The 20,196-nt window shown below is 63.9% G+C and carries 18 protein-coding genes, 1 tRNA gene and 1 other RNA gene; 7 read left to right on the forward strand and 13 right to left on the reverse strand.

Annotation, left to right across the window (positions count from 1 at the left end; all coding sequences use genetic code 11):
* Positions 1–48 precede the first annotated feature (48 nt).
* The 6 genes from AC0L58_RS08545 to AC0L58_RS08570 all read right to left on the reverse strand — a co-directional run bounded on the left by AC0L58_RS08545 (position 49) and on the right by AC0L58_RS08570 (position 4,430).
* Positions 49–372 (reverse strand): YbaB/EbfC family nucleoid-associated protein, encoded by a 324-nt coding sequence (locus tag AC0L58_RS08545; RefSeq protein ID WP_473688496.1) that lies wholly within the window; start codon positions 370–372, stop codon positions 49–51.
* Between the two features lie 15 nt (positions 373–387).
* A complete protein-coding gene (dnaX, locus tag AC0L58_RS08550) occupies positions 388–2,055 on the reverse strand; it encodes a DNA polymerase III subunit gamma/tau (protein WP_473688497.1) in 1,668 nt (555 codons plus the stop codon).
* Positions 2,056–2,149: 94 nt separating this feature from the next.
* Positions 2,150–2,246: signal recognition particle sRNA small type (gene ffs / locus AC0L58_RS08555), an RNA gene on the reverse strand.
* 317 nt (positions 2,247–2,563) lie between these two features.
* Positions 2,564–2,653: transfer RNA gene (locus tag AC0L58_RS08560), tRNA-Ser, on the reverse strand.
* 290 nt (positions 2,654–2,943) lie between these two features.
* On the reverse strand, positions 2,944–3,702 hold the full coding sequence (locus AC0L58_RS08565) for an MBL fold metallo-hydrolase (RefSeq protein ID WP_473688498.1): 759 nt from the start codon (positions 3,700–3,702) through the stop codon (positions 2,944–2,946).
* The gene (locus AC0L58_RS08570; RefSeq protein WP_473688499.1) at positions 3,699–4,430 is read right to left on the reverse strand and encodes a 3-deoxy-D-manno-octulosonic acid kinase; all 732 of its coding nucleotides are present in this window, start codon (positions 4,428–4,430) and stop codon (positions 3,699–3,701) included. Before AC0L58_RS08570 ends, AC0L58_RS08565 begins: the two co-directional genes overlap by 4 nt.
* 35 nt (positions 4,431–4,465) lie before the next feature.
* Here AC0L58_RS08570 and AC0L58_RS08575 point away from each other — a divergent pair, with 35 nt between their 5' ends.
* Positions 4,466–5,512 carry a glycosyltransferase family 9 protein gene (locus tag AC0L58_RS08575; RefSeq protein ID WP_473688500.1) on the forward strand — a complete coding sequence of 349 codons (1,047 nt, stop codon included), beginning with the start codon at positions 4,466–4,468 and terminating at the stop codon, positions 5,510–5,512.
* A gap of 230 nt (positions 5,513–5,742) precedes the next feature.
* On the opposite strand, the gene AC0L58_RS08580 is transcribed toward AC0L58_RS08575, so the two are convergent.
* Entirely contained in the window at positions 5,743–6,672 is a 930-nt protein-coding gene (locus AC0L58_RS08580) for a LysR family transcriptional regulator (RefSeq protein ID WP_473688501.1), read from the reverse strand.
* 253 nt (positions 6,673–6,925) lie between these two features.
* On the opposite strand from AC0L58_RS08580, the gene acnA reads away from it, so the two are divergent.
* A complete protein-coding gene (gene acnA / locus AC0L58_RS08585) occupies positions 6,926–9,667 on the forward strand; it encodes an aconitate hydratase AcnA (RefSeq protein WP_473688502.1) in 2,742 nt (913 codons plus the stop codon).
* Positions 9,668–9,727: 60 nt separating this feature from the next.
* Here the strand turns inward: acnA and AC0L58_RS08590 are convergent, their stop codons facing one another.
* Positions 9,728–10,183 (reverse strand): hypothetical protein, encoded by a 456-nt coding sequence (locus AC0L58_RS08590; protein ID WP_473688503.1) that lies wholly within the window; start codon positions 10,181–10,183, stop codon positions 9,728–9,730.
* Positions 10,184–10,320: 137 nt separating this feature from the next.
* Here AC0L58_RS08590 and AC0L58_RS08595 point away from each other — a divergent pair, with 137 nt between their 5' ends.
* The gene (locus tag AC0L58_RS08595) at positions 10,321–12,003 is read left to right on the forward strand and encodes an AMP-binding protein (RefSeq protein WP_473688504.1); all 1,683 of its coding nucleotides are present in this window, start codon (positions 10,321–10,323) and stop codon (positions 12,001–12,003) included.
* Between the two features lie 90 nt (positions 12,004–12,093).
* Here AC0L58_RS08595 and AC0L58_RS08600 read toward each other — a convergent pair whose 3' ends face one another.
* The gene (locus tag AC0L58_RS08600) at positions 12,094–12,462 is read right to left on the reverse strand and encodes a PilZ domain-containing protein (RefSeq protein ID WP_473688505.1); all 369 of its coding nucleotides are present in this window, start codon (positions 12,460–12,462) and stop codon (positions 12,094–12,096) included.
* 335 nt (positions 12,463–12,797) lie between these two features.
* The gene (locus AC0L58_RS08605; RefSeq protein ID WP_473688506.1) at positions 12,798–13,229 is read right to left on the reverse strand and encodes a hypothetical protein; all 432 of its coding nucleotides are present in this window, start codon (positions 13,227–13,229) and stop codon (positions 12,798–12,800) included.
* Positions 13,230–13,379: 150 nt separating this feature from the next.
* On the opposite strand from AC0L58_RS08605, the gene AC0L58_RS08610 reads away from it, so the two are divergent.
* Genes AC0L58_RS08610 through arsC form a run of 4 tightly spaced genes read left to right on the forward strand, consistent with a single transcriptional unit; the run spans position 13,380 to position 16,939 of the window.
* Positions 13,380–14,315, forward strand: a complete 936-nt coding sequence (locus tag AC0L58_RS08610) for a segregation and condensation protein A (RefSeq protein ID WP_473688507.1) — start codon at positions 13,380–13,382, stop codon at positions 14,313–14,315.
* A 49-nt stretch (positions 14,316–14,364) separates the two neighbouring features.
* Positions 14,365–15,237, forward strand: a complete 873-nt coding sequence (scpB, locus tag AC0L58_RS08615; RefSeq protein ID WP_473688650.1) for an SMC-Scp complex subunit ScpB — start codon at positions 14,365–14,367, stop codon at positions 15,235–15,237.
* Positions 15,234–16,580 carry a pseudouridine synthase gene (locus tag AC0L58_RS08620; RefSeq protein WP_473688508.1) on the forward strand — a complete coding sequence of 449 codons (1,347 nt, stop codon included), beginning with the start codon at positions 15,234–15,236 and terminating at the stop codon, positions 16,578–16,580. The genes scpB and AC0L58_RS08620 overlap by 4 nt, the downstream gene beginning before the upstream one ends.
* A 14-nt stretch (positions 16,581–16,594) precedes the next feature.
* A complete protein-coding gene (gene arsC / locus AC0L58_RS08625) occupies positions 16,595–16,939 on the forward strand; it encodes an arsenate reductase (glutaredoxin) (RefSeq protein WP_473688509.1) in 345 nt (114 codons plus the stop codon).
* Between the two features lie 172 nt (positions 16,940–17,111).
* On the opposite strand, the gene AC0L58_RS08630 is transcribed toward arsC, so the two are convergent.
* The 3 genes from AC0L58_RS08630 to AC0L58_RS08640 all read right to left on the reverse strand — a co-directional run bounded on the left by AC0L58_RS08630 (position 17,112) and on the right by AC0L58_RS08640 (position 20,093).
* Positions 17,112–17,912, reverse strand: coding sequence for an amidohydrolase (locus AC0L58_RS08630; protein ID WP_473688510.1), 801 nt, complete (start codon positions 17,910–17,912; stop codon positions 17,112–17,114).
* 2 nt (positions 17,913–17,914) lie between these two features.
* On the reverse strand, positions 17,915–19,054 hold the full coding sequence (locus AC0L58_RS08635) for a pyridoxal phosphate-dependent aminotransferase (RefSeq protein ID WP_473688511.1): 1,140 nt from the start codon (positions 19,052–19,054) through the stop codon (positions 17,915–17,917).
* Between the two features lie 64 nt (positions 19,055–19,118).
* Entirely contained in the window at positions 19,119–20,093 is a 975-nt protein-coding gene (locus tag AC0L58_RS08640) for a LysR substrate-binding domain-containing protein (protein WP_473682481.1), read from the reverse strand.
* Positions 20,094–20,196: the final 103 nt, after the last annotated feature.

The following is a 20,196-nucleotide window of genomic DNA, read 5'->3' on the forward strand; positions in this document are numbered from 1 at the left end:
GACTGGTGCAGTCTCTCGCTTCTCACTCCTCCCCACTCACTCCTGCTTTCAGAACGGCAACTTGAAGCCAGCCGGCAGATTCATCCCGGCCGTGACGCTACCGAGCTTGTCCTTGCTGACCTGGGCGACCTTGTTCACCGCATCGTTGACGGCCGCGGCAACCAGATCCTCGGCCATCTCCGGGTCGTCGGCGAAGGTCTGCCGGTCGATCTGCACCCGACGCACTTCGTGGGCGCCGGTCATCACCACACTGACCAGGCCGCCGCCGGCGCTACCGGTGACTTCGAGCTTGGCGATCTCTTCCTGCGCGCGCTTCATGTCTTCCTGCATGCGCTGGGCTTGCTGCATCATCTGACCGATCTGTCCTCTCATCACATGGCTCCGGATTCATTGTCCAAGGGGTTTGACGGATTGCGGCACGACGCGCGCGCCGAAATCACGCTTCAAGGTCTGCACCAGTGGATCGTCCTCGATCGCCTGTTCGGCGGCGGACTGCGCGCTGTCGCGCGCCTGTGCCGCGCGTGCTGCCGGCGTACGTTCTGCCGCGGCCTCGCTCTGGCTGACGAAACGCAGTCGGATCCGCTCGCCAAGCGCCTGGCCGATGCGTTCCTCCATCTGGCTGACCATCGGCTCCACCGCCATGCCCATGTGGGTCGGCTGCAACGCCAGTACCAGGGTCTGGCCATCGCGCTCGCGCAGCACGGCGTTCTGCGCCAGCACGCTGAACGGGCCGCGCAGGTCGGCGCGCTCGATCAACGCCTCCCAATCCGGCAGACCGTTGGCGCCACGGGCGATCGGTGCTGGCGCAGGGCGTTCCGCCACGGGAGCTGCCGGCGCCTTCGCGGGCGAGGTTTGCTGGCGTGGTGCGGCAGCGGGAGGTGCCGGCGGGGACACCGTACGCGATGACGAGCTCGCCGCTGCATGGCTCGCAGGCGTCGGTCGCGCGGCGCGCTCCGACGGAGCACCATCGCCCGGCCTGAACGCCAGCATGCGCAACAGCGCCATCTCGAAACCCGTGCGCGCATCCGGCGCCAACAGCAGATCACGACGGCCCGACGTCGCAATCTGGTAGTACAACTGCACGTCTTCAGGAGGAATTCGTTCGGCCAGTGCGGCCAGCGCGGCATCGTCGTCGCCGCCATCCTCCGGCCGATAGCCGGGCACCAGCTGAATCAACTGCATGCGGTGCAGCACGCTGGCGACATCGTCCAGCACGCCACCGAAATCGGGGGAATAGGAGGCAATCTGGCTGCACTCGGCCAACAGTCGATCACCGTCACCGGCAGCCAGTGCATCGAGCACGCCAAGTACCTGGCCACGCGCCACACTGCCAAGCATGGTGCGCACATCATCCGCATGCAGGGCGCCACCGCCGTAAGCAATGGCCTGGTCAAGAAGCGACAGTCCATCACGCAGCGAGCCGTCGGCCGCGCGGGCCAGTTCGGTGATCGCAACGTCCTCGAAACTGATGTTCTCCGCACCCAGGATATGCCGCATCTGGCCGGAGATCTGATCAGGCAGCAATCGCTTCAGGTTGAACTTCAGGCAGCGCGACAACACCGTCACCGGCAGCTTCTGCGGGTCGGTGGTGGCCAGCAGGAACTTCACGTGCGGCGGCGGTTCTTCCAGTGTCTTCAGCAACGCATTGAACGCGTTCTTCGACAGCATGTGCACCTCGTCGACCAGGTACACCTTGAAACGACCGCGCGACGGCGCGTACTGCGCGTTCTCGATCACCTCGCGGACATCGTCCACACCGGTATTGCTGGCCGCATCGATCTCCAGCAAGTCGACGAAACGCCCCTCGTCCACCGCGGTGCACACCGAGCACTCGCCACAGGGATCCGCCGACTGACCCCGCTCGCAGTTCAGCGACTTGGCAAAGATGCGCGCAATCGTGGTCTTGCCGACGCCGCGGGTGCCGGTGAACAGATAGGCATGGTGCATGCGCCCGGTATCCAGCGCATTGGTCAGCGCGCGCACCACGTGTTCCTGCCCGACCAGTTCGGCGAACTTGCGCGGGCGCCACTTGCGGGCGAGTACTTGATAGGACATGGCTACCAACGTGGGGGCAAAGGTCGATTGTGCCAAGTCGGCGCCGATTTCGGTAGGAGCGCATCCTGCAATGGCCTGCCCGAAATGGCGGCGGCCCCGCCAGCCACACCCCGGCACCCGAATCATTCGCTACCGTTGCTTCCTTCCGGACCTGGCGGAGTTTACGAACTATCGTCGCGGGGGGACCGACGGGGCCACCATGGACGTGGGCTGCTTAGCCCGAATACTTCAAACATTGGCGGAAAGCGCGTCCGCCAGCCGCTCATTGTCTGTTGTTCGCTACTGATCTGCAAGTCTGTCTGCGGTATTCGGTTTGTGCGGTTGCCGCCTTGGGGTTCTACCCCGAAATCACGGACGGTTGTTCGCCTGGTGCGACACCGAACATCGCGCCATCCTCGCCATCCTGCCGTCCGACCCATGACTACAACGCACAGTTGCGATCCGCGCATGGTGAGCGACCAAGCGGACAATAAAAAGCCCTGCTTTTGCAGGGCTTTTTTTGGAAATATGGCGGAGAGAGCGGGATTCGAACCCGCGATAGGTTTTACCCTATACACACTTTCCAGGCGTGCTCCTTCAACCACTCGGACACCTCTCCGTACAACCTTTTCGTATGACCACCCCGGAGCGGGATTGTTCGGCCCTTCCTGGGCCTCACCCCTCCGCGCTGCGCGCTACGGAGCCAGCCTGCGGCTGTCCCATTTCGTTCCAGACGAAATGGTCGAACCCGCGATAGGTTTTACCCTATACACACTTTCCAGGCGTGCTCCTTCAACCACTCGGACACCTCTCCGCATCGGTGAAACTGGCTCTGTCGAACATCGCTGCCCGACAAAGAAGCGGAAGGATAGCTGCAGGTCTGGATACAGGCAAGCGGACTGGTGCCATTCAACCGGCGTCGGCGCGTGGTGCGACCGGGGCAGCCAGCGCGAGGCGCTCACCCGGTTTTGCGACGCGATAGCCGCCTGCCGCCAGCGCCTCACCATCGGCGACGCTGCCGTAGTGGTACAGCAACAGCTGCGAGCGCAGGTTGTCGGGATACTCACGCTCGAGGTCGTCGACCCCCGTGTGTGAAGGGTTGCCGACCAGACTGCAGTCATGCGCGATCAACATGCTTCCGCCAGCGTAACGCGCAAGCGCTTCCGGGATGGGTCGGGTGTCGCCGGTGTAGGCAAAGCATCCATCCAGTGCCAGCCCATAGGATGTACCTGGCGCGTGGTGGCGGGTGGCGAAGACGTCGAACCACACGCCGTCCAGCCAGAAACCGCGCGTGCATGGCACCAGGCGGAATGCCTCCCAGAAATTGACGCCGCCTTCGGCCAGGGCGCCCGGATAGTCGGCCACCCTCGCCTGCAACCAGGGAATCAGCGCGGCATGGGCAAACAACCGGGTGGTACCGCGGCGGTCGGGGTCGAACCACAGCTTGAAGAACAGCTGTTCCAGACCCGCCACGTGATCCATGTGGGTATGGGTGATGAACACTGCCGACGGCAAGGTCTGATATGTCGCCATGTAGCGGTCGAGCGTATCCGGCCCGCAATCGACGAGCAGCACAGGCTGGCCGTCGCGCTCCAGCACCACGGCCGAAGAACCCAGCGCCGTGGCGTGCGCCGCTCCCACGCCGAGAAATTGCAGATGCCAGTTCATGAGCTCAGTGTGCGCCCATGGCCGTGCAACAGGGGTTGCCAGATCTCCGCTTCGAAGGCTGCCTCGCCATCGTCGGCAGCGCCCAGCTTGAGCAATGATCGACGCAACCGTTGCAGGTTGGCTTGCTGCCACGCTGGAGCTGGCGCGCGTTTCCGACCGCGATCGAAGTCGATCAGATGCACACCAGCCGACGAGACCAGGATGTTGTGTGCGTTCAGATCTGCATGCCAGATACCGGCGCGGTGAAAACGTCCGACCACTGCCCCCACGCTCTCGGCCAGTTCGCGATCAAGGCGCCCTGCGGCCAGACAATCCGCAAGTGTCCGCGCGTCGGCAATGCGGCGGGTGATCAGGTCGGCCCGATAAAACAGTCCCTGGCGCCGGTAGCGCGCTGCGACCGCGGACGGCCCCGGCAAGCCCAGGCGGCTTATTTCCGCCAGTAGTCGAAACTCCCTGAAGGGCCGGCTGCGGTCGGCACCCGTCCAGAGGTAGCGATCTCCCATGAGCGCACGGACCAGACCGCCCCGCCGATAGTGGCGCAACACACAGTCGCCCACCGGACTGTCGATGATTGCCACGCCGCCGCGACCGCCGGCCTGCACGTGCAGCGCCCCACGCTCGCGCCAGTAATCCGGCGTGAACCACTCCTTTTCGACTTGTGGCAACGCCGCTGCGTCGCACAGAATCGCGCCTCGGGCGTCTTGGTGCATGTGTTCGTGCATCATCATGCCTGGTGATCGACCACGGATTCTACCCCAGGCCCATGACTCATCCTTCCTCCATCTGTCTGTTGCGCACGTCGGCCATCGGCGATGTCACCCACGTCGTGCCTCTGCTGCGCACGCTCCAGCAGGCGTGGCCGCAAGCATCGTTGACCTGGATCGTCGGCAAGCTCGAACGCAAACTGGTCGGCGACCTTCCTGGTGTGGAGTTCGTCACCTTCGACAAGGCGGCGGGCTGGAACGGCATGCGTGCGGTCCACGCTGCGCTGCAGGGACACCGCTTTGATGCCTTGTTGCAGATGCAGGTGGCGATGCGTTCGAACCTGCTTAGCCTGGGCATCAAGGCCAATCGCCGTATCGGCTATGACCGGGCCCGCGCCAAAGACCTGCACGGCCTGGTCATCAATGAACGCATTCCGGCTCGTAGCGGCGAGCACGTCCTGGACGCGATCGGCAGCTTTTGCGAACCGCTGGGGCTGAAGCAGACGACCGTGCGTTGGGATATCCCCATCCCCGACGACGCGCATGCCTGGGCTGCCCAACAATTACCCGGCGACAGGCCCACCTTGCTGGTCAGTCCGACATCCAGCCACGCATTGCGCAACTGGCGAGCCGAGCGCTACGCCGCGGTCATGGACCGGGTTGCCAGTCGCGGCTGGCGCGTGGTGTTGATCGGCGGCCCGTCGGCGATCGAGCGGACGATGGCCGACGCCGTGCTGGCAGCCTGTCGCCATCAACCGCTCGATCTCACCGGCAAGGACACCTTGAAAAAGTTGATGGCGATGTTCACGCGGGCGCAATTGCTGTTGAGCCCCGACTCCGGGCCGATGCACATGGCCAACAGCGTGGGCACCCGCGTGCTCGGCCTGCATGCGGCCAGCAATCCGGACCGTTCCGGCCCCTACTCCGACCGGCGCTGGTGCGTGAACAAATACGATGCCGCCGCCCGCAAGTACCTGGGCAAGCCAGCCAGCGAGATTGCCTGGGGCAGCAAGATCGAGAAGCCGGGCGTGATGGATTTGATCGAGGCCGATGAGGTGATCGATCGTTTCGAGGCAGTCGCACGCGATATGCAACTACCTTGTTGACGGAGTTGCGAAACGCCACATGCCCTTGGCAGATTCGAACGCTACTTGCTCAAGCTTGAAGCCCCGCCATTCCGTCATTCCTGCGAACGCAGGAATCCAGTGCCCCCAGTTTTCTCCGGACCATCAAGGGGCGCTGGATCCTCGCTTTCGCGAGGATGACGAGCTTTGGTAGGCGCCGTGCCTTTCAGGTTCCGTGCGAACCCGCGAAGTGCGGAGCCGTGTGCAGCGATTCAAGCCTTGCTGCTGCGCACGCGCAAACCCGGACGTTGCCGCGCCAGCTTTCGAAGCAGCTCGGCGAACGCTTGCAGGTCGTCGTGCCAGGGCGACGCGTCGCGCCAGTACAAGGCGATCTCGCGCCCACTGGCCTGCCCCCTGACCTTGGCCAGCACGATGCCCGGCATGGAGGCCAACCGCTCGTGCGCCAGCGCGGGAACCAGCGCATAGCCGCCGCGCAAGCTGACCAGTGCGGCCAGACTTTCCAGGCTGACATCCTGCACATGACCGTGCTGATCTCCATCCAGACCGTCGGCGTGGCTCTCCGCCATCAAGGAGGCCTCGGCCGGGTCAAGCTGCTCCAGCGCGATGCTGCGCCGGCCGGCCAGAGCATGATCCGAGCGCAGCATCAGCTCCCAGGGCTCGAAGAACAGCGGCTGCGACGAGATCCCGCTGACGGTTGCCGTGGACGGGGCAAGCACGGCGTCCAGCTCGCCTTCGTGCAGACGGCGCAGCAAACCACGCGGTTTGCCTTCGGAAATGCCCAGGCTGGCTCCCGGAAAATGCTGCGGAAACGGTGCGATCAGGTGCGGCAGCAGATAAGGCCCGAGCGAGGCCGGCACCCCAAGTCGCAACGCACCGCCAAAAGCCACTTCGCCGGCGCGGGCCAGTTGCTGCAAGTGTTCGGCGGCAGCTAGCACGGCTTCGATCTGCTGCAGCAGGCGCTGGCCACCGGCGGTGGGCACCACCCGTCGACCGCCCCGTTCAAACAGCGGCGCGCCCATCGCCTGCTCGACTTTCTGCACCTGGTGCGACAGCCCGGACGGGCTGATGTGCATGGCACGCGCGGCACTGTTGAAGCTGCCCTGGCGATGCACCGCCTGCACCAGCGCGAGGTCGCGCAGCGAAACGGCGGCGAGGTTGGTCGAAATCATCGAACGCTGCATGTCGTCAAAGGCGTTTGTGTGGGGCAGGAAACACGCGCATGCTGTCTGGCGAACAGCGCGGCCTGTAGGCGCGGGTGGAAGTCTAACCGGCGCAGCGATGCGACGGACATTGTCGTTCCAACCCGGCCCCTCGACGCCGAGCATACGGCGTTTGAGCGATAATCCCCGTTTTAAGCCTTCAAGCCGGGTTGGTGAACCCTCCCGTTGCGCTCACCATTACATCCCAGCCGCAGGATTCAGCCAGGAGCTACACATGAAAGACACCTTTTCCGTCCGCGATACCCTCGAAGTCAACGGCAAGAGCTACGCCTATGCCAGCCTGACCAAGCTGGGCCAGCGCTTCGACCTGAAGCGGCTGCCGTACTCGATGAAGATCCTGCTGGAGAATCTGTTGCGCCACGAGGACGGCACCGATGTGACGTCGAAGGAAATCGAGGCGGTCGCCAACTGGGACGCGAAGAAGGAGCCCGACACCGAGATTTCGTTCATGCCGGCACGCGTGCTGCTGCAGGACTTCACCGGTGTTCCCTGCGTGGTCGACCTGGCCGCCATGCGCGACGCGATGAAGGCACTCGGCGGCGATCCGAAGCTGATCAACCCGCTGTCGCCGGCGGAACTGGTCATCGACCATTCGGTACAGGTCGACGTGTTCGGCAGCGAAGACGCGCTGGAAAAGAACGTGGCGATCGAGTTCGAGCGCAACCAGGCCCGCTACAGCTTCCTGCGCTGGGGTCAGAAAGCGCTGGCCGATTTCAAGGTGGTGCCGCCGCGCACCGGCATCGTGCACCAGGTGAACCTGGAACACCTGGGTCGCGTGGTGATGGGCAATGAAGTCGACGGCCAGTTGTGGGCCTACCCCGACACCGTCTTCGGCACCGATTCGCACACCACCATGATCAACGGCCTGGGCGTGCTCGGCTGGGGCGTCGGCGGCATCGAGGCGGAAGCCGCCATGCTGGGCCAGCCATCCTCCATGCTGATTCCGCAGGTGGTCGGCTTCAAGCTCTCGGGCAAGCTGCCCGAGGGCGCCACCGCCACCGACCTGGTGCTCACCGTGACCCAGATGCTGCGCAAGCAGGGCGTGGTCGGCAAGTTCGTCGAGTTCTTCGGCCCGGGCCTGCAGCACCTGCCGCTGGCGGACCGCGCCACGATAGGCAACATGGCGCCGGAGTATGGCGCCACCTGCGGCATCTTCCCGGTCGATGCCGAGTCGCTGAAATATCTGCGCCTGTCCGGCCGCAGCGAACACCAGGTTGCACTGGTCGAGGCCTACGCCAAGGCCCAGGGCATGTGGCACGACGAAAACACCCCGCACGCCGACTTCAGTGTCACGCTGGAACTGGACCTGGCCGACGTCAAGCCGTCGATGGCCGGCCCGAAGCGCCCGCAGGATCGGGTGCTGCTCAGCGACGTCAAGAAGAACTACAACGACAACGTCGGCGCCACCACCGCCAATCGCAACGGTGCCGAAGCGCGTTTCGCCAACGAGGGCGGCGGCACCGCCGTCGGTCACGACAAGAGCGAGGCGACACCTGGCCAGCACGTGTCGATGAACGGCCAGGAATTCCGCGTCCATGACGGCTCGGTGGTCATCGCCGCGATCACCTCGTGCACCAACACCTCCAATCCTGCGGTGATGCTGGGTGCCGGCCTGCTGGCCAAGAAGGCCGCCGCAAAGGGCCTGAAGTCCAAGCCGTGGGTCAAGACCTCGCTGGCGCCTGGCTCCAAGGTGGTCACCGACTATCTGGAAAAGACCGGTCTGCTCACCGAACTGGACAAGCTGGGCTTCTACCTGGTCGGCTACGGCTGCACCACCTGCATCGGCAACTCCGGCCCCCTGCCGCAAGAGATCAGCGCAGCGATCAGCGCCGGTGACCTCACCGTCGGTGCCGTGATCTCCGGCAACCGCAACTTCGAAGGCCGCGTGCATGCCGAGGTGAAGATGAACTACCTGGCGTCGCCGCCGCTGGTGGTCGCCTACGCCTTGGCCGGTTCGCTGGACATCGACCTGACCACCCAGCCGCTGGGCCAGGACAAGGACGGCAAAGACGTGTTCCTGAAGGACATCTGGCCGACCAACAAGGAGATAAGCGACCTGATGGCCGGCGCGGTCACCTCGGAAATGTTCGAGAAGAACTATGCCGACGTGTTCAAGGGCGACGAGCGCTGGAACGCGATCGCCTCGCCCGATGGCGAACTCTACGCCTGGGACAAGGACTCCACCTACATCAAGAATCCGCCCTACTTCGACGGCATGACGATGGAACTGGACAAGGTCGAGGACATCCACGGCGCACGCTGCCTGGGCCTGTTCGGCGACTCGATCACCACCGACCACATCTCCCCGGCCGGTTCGATCAAGAAGGACTCGCCTGCTGGCCGGTTCCTGATCGAGCGTGGCGTGAAGCCGGTCGACTTCAACTCCTATGGCTCGCGCCGCGGCAACGACGACGTGATGGTGCGCGGCACGTTTGCCAACATCCGCATCAAGAACCAGATGCTGGACGGCGTCGAGGGCGGCTTCACCCGCCACGTGCCGTCCGGCGAGCAGATGGCGATCTATGACGCGGCGATGAAGTACAAGCAGGAGAAAACTCCACTGGTGGTGCTGGCTGGCAAGGAATACGGCACCGGCTCGTCACGCGACTGGGCTGCCAAGGGCACTTTGCTGCTGGGCATCAAGGCCGTCATCGCCGAAAGCTTCGAGCGCATCCACCGTTCCAACCTGGTCGGCATGGGCGTGCTGCCACTGCAGTTCAAGGCAGGCGAGAACGCGAAGTTGCTGGGGCTCGACGGCAACGAGAGCTTCGACATCAGCGGCCTCGACAATGGCAACGCCAAGCAAGCCAAGGTCACGGCCACCGCCGGGGACGGCAGCAAGAAGGAGTTCACCGTCAACGTGATGCTGCTGACTCCGAAGGAGCGTGACTTCTACCGTCACGGCGGCATCCTGCAGTACGTGCTTCGTCAGTTGGCCGGCAAGAAAGCGGCCTGAAGTTCCAACGCGACGCTGTCGCAATGAGCAAGGCCGCCCCGGTTCCGGGGCGGCCTTTTGCTATCCGGATACAGCACGCTTCCAGCTCGCCGAGTAACAGCGCCACGTGCCATCTTCCTGGCGCCACGCCGACTCCACCCGGTAGAAGCCAAGCTGGCTGGGAAGCAGTCCACCGCTGCCGCTGCTTAGCCCCACCGTGAACGTGGCCACGATTCGCGCTCCGCGATGCTCGATGGTCACCGGCCCGGTGGTCACCCCGATATGTTCTCCGCGCAGCGCGACGAGCCGCACCATGTTGCCCAGCGAGCGGCGATCCAGCTCACCGCCATTGCCATCGAAGTCCTCGCTGAGCGGCTTGGTGACTCCACTGGCCGAACCCGCTTCTGCGGCCTTCGACACCGCCGCAATCGACTGCCGGACTTGCTCCTCGTCCGGGGTGTGACGGCAAGACGAAACGGCGAGCGCCAACACCAGCAGTCCGATCAGCAGACGCACGACCTTTCCCGTTCGATTCATCACCGTGACCTCCGGTTTGCAACTTGCCGCTATACGCGGGCGTATGCTCCAATGGTTTAACACATGGCCGCCATGGAACGGCAACCATGATGTTTCCTTCGCTGAACACGATCCATGATGATCCAGGGGACCCGAGCATGAGCAATGACCGTCCGTGGCTGGCCAATTATCCAGCCGGTGTGGCCGAGCAGATCGACGTCGACAGATACGCGTCGGTACCGGCGGTGCTGGAGGAGGCATTCGGTCGTTTTCGCGACAATCCGGCCTTCGCCAATTTCGGTCGCAAACTCAGTTACGGCCAGATCGACGACATGAGCCGTCAGTTCGCCGGCTACCTCACCGGCGTGCTCAAGCTCACCAAGGGTGACCGCATCGCGATCATGATGCCCAACGTGTTGCAGTACCCGATTGCGCTGTTTGGCGCCCTGCGCGCCGGGCTGGTGGTGGTCAACACCAACCCCCTGTACACCGCACGTGAGCTCAAGCATCAACTGGAGGATTCCGGCGCCAAGGCGATCGTGGTGCTCGACAATTTTGCCGCGACTTTGCAGCAGGTGGTGGCGGAAACCAAGATCCAGCACATTGTCACCACCGGTCTGGGCGACATGCTGGGTTTCCCCAAGGCCGCGCTGATCAACTTCGCGCTCAAGTACATCAAGAAGATGGTGCCGGCATTCAGCCTGCCGCAGGCGGTGCGCTTCCGCGACGCGCTCGCACGAGGAGCAGCGCACCCGCTGCCGCCGGTATCGCTCACCCACGATGACATCGCTTTTCTGCAGTACACCGGTGGCACCACCGGCGTGGCCAAGGGCGCCATGCTGACCCACGGCAACATGGTGGCGAACATGCTGCAGGCGGACGCCTGGATCAGTTCGGGTACCAAGGTTGGCGAGGAAGTCATCATCACCGCGCTTCCGCTGTATCACATCTTCTCGTTGACGGCGAACGGCCTGGTGTTCTGCCGGTTGGGCGGCCTGAACTGGCTGATCACCAATCCGCGCGACATGCCCGGTTTCGTCAAGGAGCTGAAAGCCTCCGGTTTTACCGCACTCACTGGCGTCAACACCCTGTTCAACGGCCTGCTCAACACGCCGGGATTCGAGGACGTGGACTTTTCGCGCTTGCACATGACGCTTGGCGGCGGCATGGCGGTGCAACGCGCGGTGGCCGAACGTTGGAAAAAGGTGACCGGCTGCACCCTGGCCGAAGCCTACGGCCTTACCGAGACCTCGCCGGCGGTGTGCATCAATCCGCTGGATCTGAAGGAATACAACGGCTCGATCGGCTTGCCGGTGCCCTCCACTGACGTCGCCATCTGGTCCGAGGATGGCCAGCCTCTGCCGGTCGACGAAGTCGGCGAACTGATGGTTCGTGGCCCGCAGGTCATGAAAGGGTACTGGCAGCGGCCGGAGGAGACCGCAAAGGTGCTGGGCAACGACGGCTGGCTGCACACCGGTGATATCGCCAGAATGGACGAAAAAGGCTACTTCTACATCGTCGACCGCAAGAAGGACATGATCCTGGTCTCCGGCTTCAACGTGTATCCGAACGAGGTCGAGGACGTTGTGATGGAGCACTCCGGCGTGCTTGAGGTAGCTGCTGTCGGTGTGCCCGATGAACACTCCGGCGAAGTGGTGAAGCTGTTTGTAGTGCGCAAGGATCCGAAACTGACCGAGGACGACCTGAAGCAGTTCTGCCATGACCGGCTGACCGGCTACAAGCGACCGAAGCAGATCGAGTTCCGTGACGAACTGCCCAAGAGCAACGTCGGCAAGATTCTGCGCCGCAAATTGCGCGACGAACAGAAACCCGCCGCCTGAGGCCCCGACGCGCACCAAACAAGAACGCCCGCATGGATCATGCGGGCGTTTCGTCATGCGCGCGTCTCGTCCAGACGGCTGACGTGCGCATCAACTGTCTTTCCAGTACTCCAGGATATCGGCGTAACCGCCCAGCAGGTTCCACAGCGGCACCTGCTTGTCTTCGGGAATGCGGCTGTAGGAAAACCCGATGTGATGGTCCGAAATCCGCGCAACCGTGGCTTCCAGGTGAATGTGCAGGTTGTGCCCGAAGATCATGTCGAGCACCCAGCTCTGTCCCGCCTTGCCAGACCAACCCAGCGGCCGCCGCAACAGCGCGCCCGTGGCGGAAATGTCCACCAGTTCGGTGGGGTGCGATTCGCCATGGTGGCTCATCAGCACCGTCGTCTCGATCTGCATGCGCGCCGGTCGCAACTTCTCCGGTTCGGCACCTTCATGTCCCTGTTTGTCGATCGCCATCAGCTGTACCGCCCGTTTGCGTTTGCGCCTGCTTTCGGCAGAGACGCGATATCCAATATCTGTACGACTTCAGTTGTACCGCACCACCTGTCAACGTCAGGACTTCACCTCATCGCCAGGCTCTCCCGAACCACCTTGTCGGCTCGACAAACGGGTAAAAGCAATTGCCATGCCACCCGAACAAACCAGACTCCGATCACTTCACTGCAAGACCGTTGTCGCGTCGAATTTCCAGCAAAATCCGCAGTCATTCGGAGACCCCGACGCAGGAATCACGCCTGAACCTGTCCACGATGGTCGTTGACTGCTTTGCTGTCCCAAAACGTCACATTGGGTCATCCGCTGCCACACATGTCGCCATGACCTGTCTGATCGAAACAGGACTTGTATTGTGCCTGCGCCAACGCGCGACATGAACCCGAATCGGGCACGCCGTCGGCTTGGGCGCGGTTCATGTTGCCGTTGACTTCTGGCTGGACTTGTTCCCGGCTTGCCGTTACTCTTTGATCACGCGTGGTTCCGTGGAACGTGTTTGCTGCCGGCGCGCCCGGTACGCCACGGATTCCCACCGAAGTATTCAGACCGACCAGTGAAGAGCCAGCGGCGTGATGTTGTTCACCCCACTGACCTGCACCGTTGCCGTGGCCGACAACCCGCAGCAGGTGCGCAATGGTCGCTAACGACCCGCCTGACCGAACCACAGCCCGTGGCTTCATCATGCCCGTCGTGACGATGGCGTTGACCGCGCCTCGGTTTTGAAGATGCACAGGAACGCGACACCCGGGAACGCCGCCTCAACGCCGCGTTCGAGCCCGGACATCCCGAGCACGGACATACACGTTGTGCCTGCAGATGAAAATCTTGACCATGCTGAATTTACAGCCAGCCGTAGAAAACGGCGCCCATGACAGGCCTCGATGAGCACTGAACCCGTTGTCGAGCAGCCCGGCCAGAGCGCCAACGTACCCGATGCGTTTGCCTCGGTACCGCAACAGCAGGAGATGCCGCTGGCTATCGTGCGCGGTGAGCCGATGCTGCAGATGCCGCAGGATCTGTACATTCCGCCGGACGCGCTCGAGGTCATCCTGGAGGCATTCGAGGGACCGCTGGACCTGCTGCTGTACCTGATCCGCCGGCAGAACCTCGACATCCTGGACATCCCGGTTGCCGAGATCACCCGGCAATACATGGCCTACATCGAGTTGATGCGGGAGGTGATGCGGCTGGAACTGGCCGCCGAGTACCTGTTGATGGCCGCGATCCTGGCCGAGATCAAGTCGCGGCTGCTGCTGCCGCGACCGCCGATCGAGGAAGGGCTGGAAGAAGATCCGCGTGCCGAACTGGTGCGTCGATTGCAGGAGTACGAAAGGTTCAAGCGCGCGGCCGAGGACATCGAAGCCCTGCCCCGCATGGAACGCGACAGCGTCGTGGTGCATGCCGAGGTCGGCGAGCGCAACGTGATCCGGCTTCCGCCGCCGCTCGAGCTGACCGAACTGCTGCTGGCGCTGAAGGACGTGATGCACCGGGCCGAACTGTTCGGCCACCACGCCATCAAGCGCGAGGCGCTCAGCGTGCGCCAGCGCATGGGTGAACTGTTGAGCAAGCTGGAAGACGACACCTTCCATAACTTCGAGGACCTGTTCGACCTGGCCGAAGGTCGCCCGGGGATCGTGGTGACTTTCCTGGCGATGCTGGAGCTGGCCAAGGAAATGTTGATCGAGATCGTGCAGGAAGAACCGCTTGCGCCGATCTACGTAAAGGCCAAGAGCGGCCACAGCGAAGAACCCGCCGAATTGCCGGCGGACGACACATCCACGGGTGAATCGACCCTGCTCGAATCCTCCGGCGAATGAACCAGACCCGATGACCGCCCCCATTGAATCGGCATCCGAATCCAAGGCCATGCAGATCGACCAACTCAAACCCATCATCGAGGCCGCCCTGCTTGCCTCCTCCCAGCCGATGACCGTGCATCAGCTGGGCGACCTCTTCAACGAAGACGAGGAAGTCGGTTCGCAGCAGATTGCGCAGGCACTCGAATCGCTGGCCGAGGATTGCGATGGCCGCGGCATCGAACTGAAGGAAGTCGCCTCCGGCTTTCGCTATCAGGTGCGCCAGCACGTGCATCCGTGGATTTCGCGGATGTGGACGGAACGGCCCAGCCGCTACTCGCGCGCCTTGCTGGAAACCCTGGCGCTGATCGCCTATCGGCAGCCGATCACCCGGCCCGAGATCGAGCAGATCCGCGGCGTGGTGGTGTCTTCCAACATCATCAAGACGATGGAGGAGCGCGAGTGGATTCGCGTCGTCGGCCACCGCGACGTGCCCGGCAAACCGGCGCTGTTCGGTACCACCCGTGCCTTCCTCGACTACTTCAACCTGAAATCGCTCGACCAGTTGCCGCCGCTGTCGGAAATCCGCGACATGGAGGATCCGCAGATGCGCTTCGAGCCGGAGCCCCTGCCCGCCCACGTCACGCGCGACTTGCCGATCGATCCCGACGCGGTCGATCAGGACGCGGAGATCTCGGGTGAACCCGAGTCCGCGCCAACCGACAGCGAAACCGACGTATCTGCAACCACTGCCGATACCCACGACACCCCCACAGCAGCCGACGCAGAAGCGGGCGCTGCTTCATCCGGGCACGACGAAGCCGACTCCGATCCGAGCCAGGCTTCCACCAGCCCGACGACCACTGCCGATGAGGCAGCGACCCCCACAGCGGACGCCGAACCCGGCGCCGCCGAACAAGATACCGAGGAGTACCGCGCATGACTGCGCCGCAAAAATCCGTTCTGACCCTGAAGCGCGAATCGCGCCCTGACTCCAACAGCCCCGCGCTGGAAGAGCGTCTGCACAAGGTGCTGGCCAATGCCGGCCTGGGTTCGCGCCGCATGCTGGAGCAACGCATCCAGTCCGGCGAAATCGAACTCAACGGTGCACCCGCCGAAATCGGCATGAGCGTGAAAGCCGGCGACCGCGTGGTCATGGACGGCAAGCAGTTCGTGGTGGCCACCGACAACCGCGACGACGCCGAAGTGCTGATCTACCACAAGCCCGAGGGCGTGCTGACCACCCGTGACGACCCCGAAGGCCGCCCCACCGTGTTCGAGCAGCTGCCGCGACTGAAAGGCGCGCGCTGGGTCGCCGTGGGCCGGCTCGACATCAACACCACCGGCCTGCTGCTGCTGACCACCGACGGCGAATTGGCCAATGGCCTGATGCATCCCAAGAGCGGCATGGAGCGCGAGTACCTGTGCCGCGTGCACGGCGAAGTGCCCGACGAGATCATCGAACGACTGAAGGCCGGGGTGGAACTGGACGATGGTCCCGCCCGCTTCGACGAAATCGCCGTGATCAGTCGAGGCGGCAGCCACAGCTGGTTCCGTGTGGTGATCCGCGAGGGCCGCAACCGCGAAGTACGCAGGCTGTGGGACTCGCAGGGGTTCCTGGTCAGCCGGCTCAAGCGCATCCGCTACGGCAAGATCGAGCTTCCACGCAACCTGCGCCGCGGCGAGTGCGAATCGCTGGACGCCGAGAGCATCAAGCAGTTGCGCCAGAGCTCGGGCCTGGGCGCCGCCCAGACCGTGCTGACCTTGAGTCCGATCCTGCACCAGCGTCGCGCCAGTCGCAGCGTCGTCGAATATCGCCCTGAGCGCGGTGCCGGCACGGCCTGGACCGGCGGACAGGATGAAGCGCGCGAGTTGCGCGCCTACGACCGCATCCGCGAGGAGCCCGCGCGCGGCCGCAAGCCACCGAGAAATGGCGGCAAGGAAGTAAACGGCAACGTCGCCCGTCCGGAACGCGGCGCGGGTGCCGGCGGCAAGCGTGGCAAGGGACGTCGCGTGGCACCCGGCCAGGAGCTGCCCTCGGTGCGCACCTGGTTCGCGGGCGAAAACCGCGACGGCGCCCGTACCGGTGGTCAGCGCGGACAAGCCGGCGCCACCACGGGCAATCGGCACGCCGCCGGCGGCAAGCCGGCAGGTGCCAATCCGGGTGGCAAACGTCCGCCGCCAGGTCGCGGCGGCAACCGCGCGCCCGGCAGTGGCCCGCGTCCCAAAGGCCACGGCGGTGGTCGTCCACCCGGGCGTGGCGGCAATCGTTCCGGCAATCGCTGAGAAGACACCGAAGCATGATCCGCATCTACCACAACAACCGCTGCTCGAAATCCCGCGCCACGCTGGCGCTGCTGGAGGAGCATGGCGCCCCGGTCGAGGTCATCAACTATCTCGACACCCCGCCGAACGCCAACGAGCTTGGCGTGCTGCTGAAGCAATTGGGCATGCGTCCGCGCGAACTGATGCGCACGGGCGAAGCTGAGTATCAAACGCTCGGCCTGGCCGATCCGTCACTGGACGACGACGCGTTGATCGCCGCCATGGTCGCCCATCCGAAACTCATCGAGCGTCCGATCGTGGTTGCCAACGGCAAGGCGGCCATCGGCCGGCCACCCGAGGCCGTGTTGGCGATACTCTGATTCCATACGCGTGCAGGAGCGCCCCCTGTGCGCGAACGCTCCTGGCTACGTGACGAAGAGCATCGCGCACAGGGTGCGCTCCTACAGGGAACATCGAATGTCGCGGTTTTCCGCGTCATCCAGGCTTTCGCCGGCATGCCGTACGCTCGAGACTATCCGACGGTCTGGAGCATCAACCCCGATCCAGCGAAAACGCATCGGCGTCCATCCACGCCGGAAAGCGTTCGCGATGCGCGAGAAGCGGGGCCGGATCCAGCATCACCGTCACCACCTGCTCCTGGGCGCCCAGCTCCACCAGCGGCTCGCCTACCGGGTCGATTACCGCACTGTCGCCGGCATAGGGAATGTCGTTGCCATCCACGCCGACCCGGTTCACGCCGATCACGCAACTGAGATTCTCGATCGCTCGCGCCCGTAGCAGCGTGCGCCATGGCTGCCGTCGCGCTGCCGGCCAGTTCGCCACGAACAAGGCAAGGTCGTAGTCCATGCCACCGGCGGCGGATTCCAGTCGGCGATTGCGCAACCACACCGGAAACCGCAGGTCGTAGCAGACCTGCGGAAGAATCCGCCAACCTTTCAATGTCACAATCAGGCGCTCGCTGCCGCCACCGTAACGGGTGTGCTCGCCAGCCATGCGGAATAGGTGGCGCTTGTCGTACTGCTCGAAGCTTCCGTCCGGACGTACCCACAGCAACCGGTTGTAGACGACCTCGTTTTCCCGAATCGCCAGACTGCCGCAGATCACCGCGTCGACCTCGCTCGCCAACGCGCGCAACCACGCCACGCCCTCGCCATCCATGCTCTCGGCCGCACTGCGGGTGTCGTTACTGAACCCGGACAGGAAGGTTTCGGGAAGCACGATCAGATCGCTGCGCCCCACCTGGCGCACCAGGCTGGCGTAATACTCGCGATTGGCCGGCGCGTCGTGCCAGCGCGTGGCAGCTTGCACCAGCGATACACGCAGTGGCTCCATTGTCATAGCCGGCACAGCCGCTCGGCGGCAGCCTCCATGGTGGCGTTGCTCTTGGCGAAACACAGTCGCAACAGATGCGTCCCCGGAGCCTTCGCATAGAAAGGACTCAACGGAATCGCCGCCACGCCACCCTGCTCGACCAGCCAGCGGCTGAAAGACAGGTCGTCATCGTCGCGGATCGCCGAGTAGTCGACCAGCTGGAAATAGCCGCCCGGCACGTCGAGCAGCTTGAGCCGCGACGGAGCCAGCAGCGTCCGGAAATGGTCACGTTTGGCCTGGTAGAACTCTGGCAGCTCCAGATAGTGCTGGGGGTCACTGGCCATGAACTGCGCAAGCGCCACCTGCGCCGGATGGAATGTGCAGAAGGTCAGGTATTGGTGCACCTTGCGGAACTCGGCCGACAAGACCGCCGGCGCCACCGCATAACCCAGCTTCCAGCCGGTGCAGTGATAAGTCTTGCCAAACGAGGAGACCACGAAGCTGCGCTCGGCCAGTTCCGGGTGGCGCAGCACGCTCTCGTGCGCACCGTCGTACACGATGTGCTCATAGACCTCGTCGGACAGCACCACGATATCGGTGTCGCGCACGATCGCCGCCAGCTCATCCAGGTCCGCGGCAGAAAGCACGGCGCCGGACGGATTGTGCGGGCTGTTGATCAGAATCATGCGGGTCCTGGGCGTCACTGCATCGCGCACACGCTGCCAGTCGATCGAGAACGCCGGCACGGTCAATGGGATGTGCACCGCCCGCGCGCCCTGCAGCTCGATGGCCGGTTCGTAGCAATCGTAAGCAGGGTCGAACACGATGACCTCTTCGCCGGCACGCACGGTCGCGGCGATTGCGGCGAAAATTGCCTCGGTGGCGCCGGAGGTGACCGTGATATCGGTATCCACGTCGAGCTTGCGACCGTACAGGCGCTCGGTCTTGATGGCGATCTGTTCACGCAGCGCCGCCGTGCCGTGCATCGGCGCGTACTGATTCCGACCCTCGTTCATCGCGCGGGTCAATGCGTCACGCAGTGCCTGCGGCGGCTCGAAATCGGGAAAGCCCTGGCCCAGGTTGACGGCCTTGTGCTGCAGCGCCAGCTGGCTCATCACGCTGAAAATGGTGGTGCCCACCTTGGGCAGCTTGGTTTCGATCATCGTCGTCCGGCCATCTGCAGTTTCATGAAACCGTCAGCCTAGCGCATTGACCTCGCGCCATGCATCAGCGACCAGGCAAGGCATCCAGCGGGCGTTCCCTGCACTGCTGATGCTTGAGCAAGGTGGTTTCCGGAAGCCGCTCTGCCAGAAAATCCACCAGCGCCCGCACCCCCGGCAGCATGCCGCGTCGGCTGGGGTAGACGAAATGCATGATGCCCTGCGGCACACTCCATTCCGGCAGCACCACTTCCAGCTCGCCCGCGCCGATTGCCGGCGCACAGACGAATTCCGGCAGCAGCGCCACGCCCAGGCCACACCGGGCCGATTCGAGCAGCACGGCGAAATCCCCGGTAATCAGGCGCGCCTTTACCTCGACGTTGGCCTGTGCGCCGTTCGCGTCCACCAACTCCCACACCTGGGCACCCTCATGTTCGCGCATGGAGAGTGCGGGCAATCCCGCCAATTCGTCCGGTGTGCCCGGGCGGCCATGCGCCTTCAGCAAGGCCGGGCTTGCCACCAGCGTCGTGGCCGAGTGGCCGAAGCTGCGGATCACCAGGTTGGCGTCGGTATCCAGCTTGCTGCGCACGCGGATGGCCAGGTCATAGCCTTCGCCGATCACATCGACGCGACGGTCACTCGACAGTACGCGCACCTGCATCTTCGGGTAGCGCGCCAGAAAATCCGGGAGCAGGTAGGCCAGCACGGTCTGCGCCAGCGAGACCGGACAGCTCAATCGCACTACCCCGCGCGGCTCGGCACGCAGTTCGTCCACGGCATCCTGCGCGGCCTGCGCTTCCTCCAGCACGGCGCGGCAATGCGCATAGAAGCGCTCACCGACCTCCGTCACCACGAAGCGACGCGTGGTCCGCTGCAGCAGACGCACACCGAGGCGTTCCTCCAAATGTGCCACACGTTTGCTCAAGCGGGATTTGGGCACCCCCAACGCACGACCTGCTGCAGAAAAACCGCCATGTTCGACAACGGCCGCAAAGAAATACAAATCATTGAGGTCCTGCAATGCACCGCCCGGTAGAGCCATCGTCGTTTCCATTTATGAACAATGAGTTCAAATATACCCGACTTATCGCCATATTGTTCTGAATATACGCTACTCAGGTCGCCGGTTAGCCGGCCTGATCGGG

It is taken from the genome of Rhodanobacter sp. G2-10 (assembly GCF_055809185.1).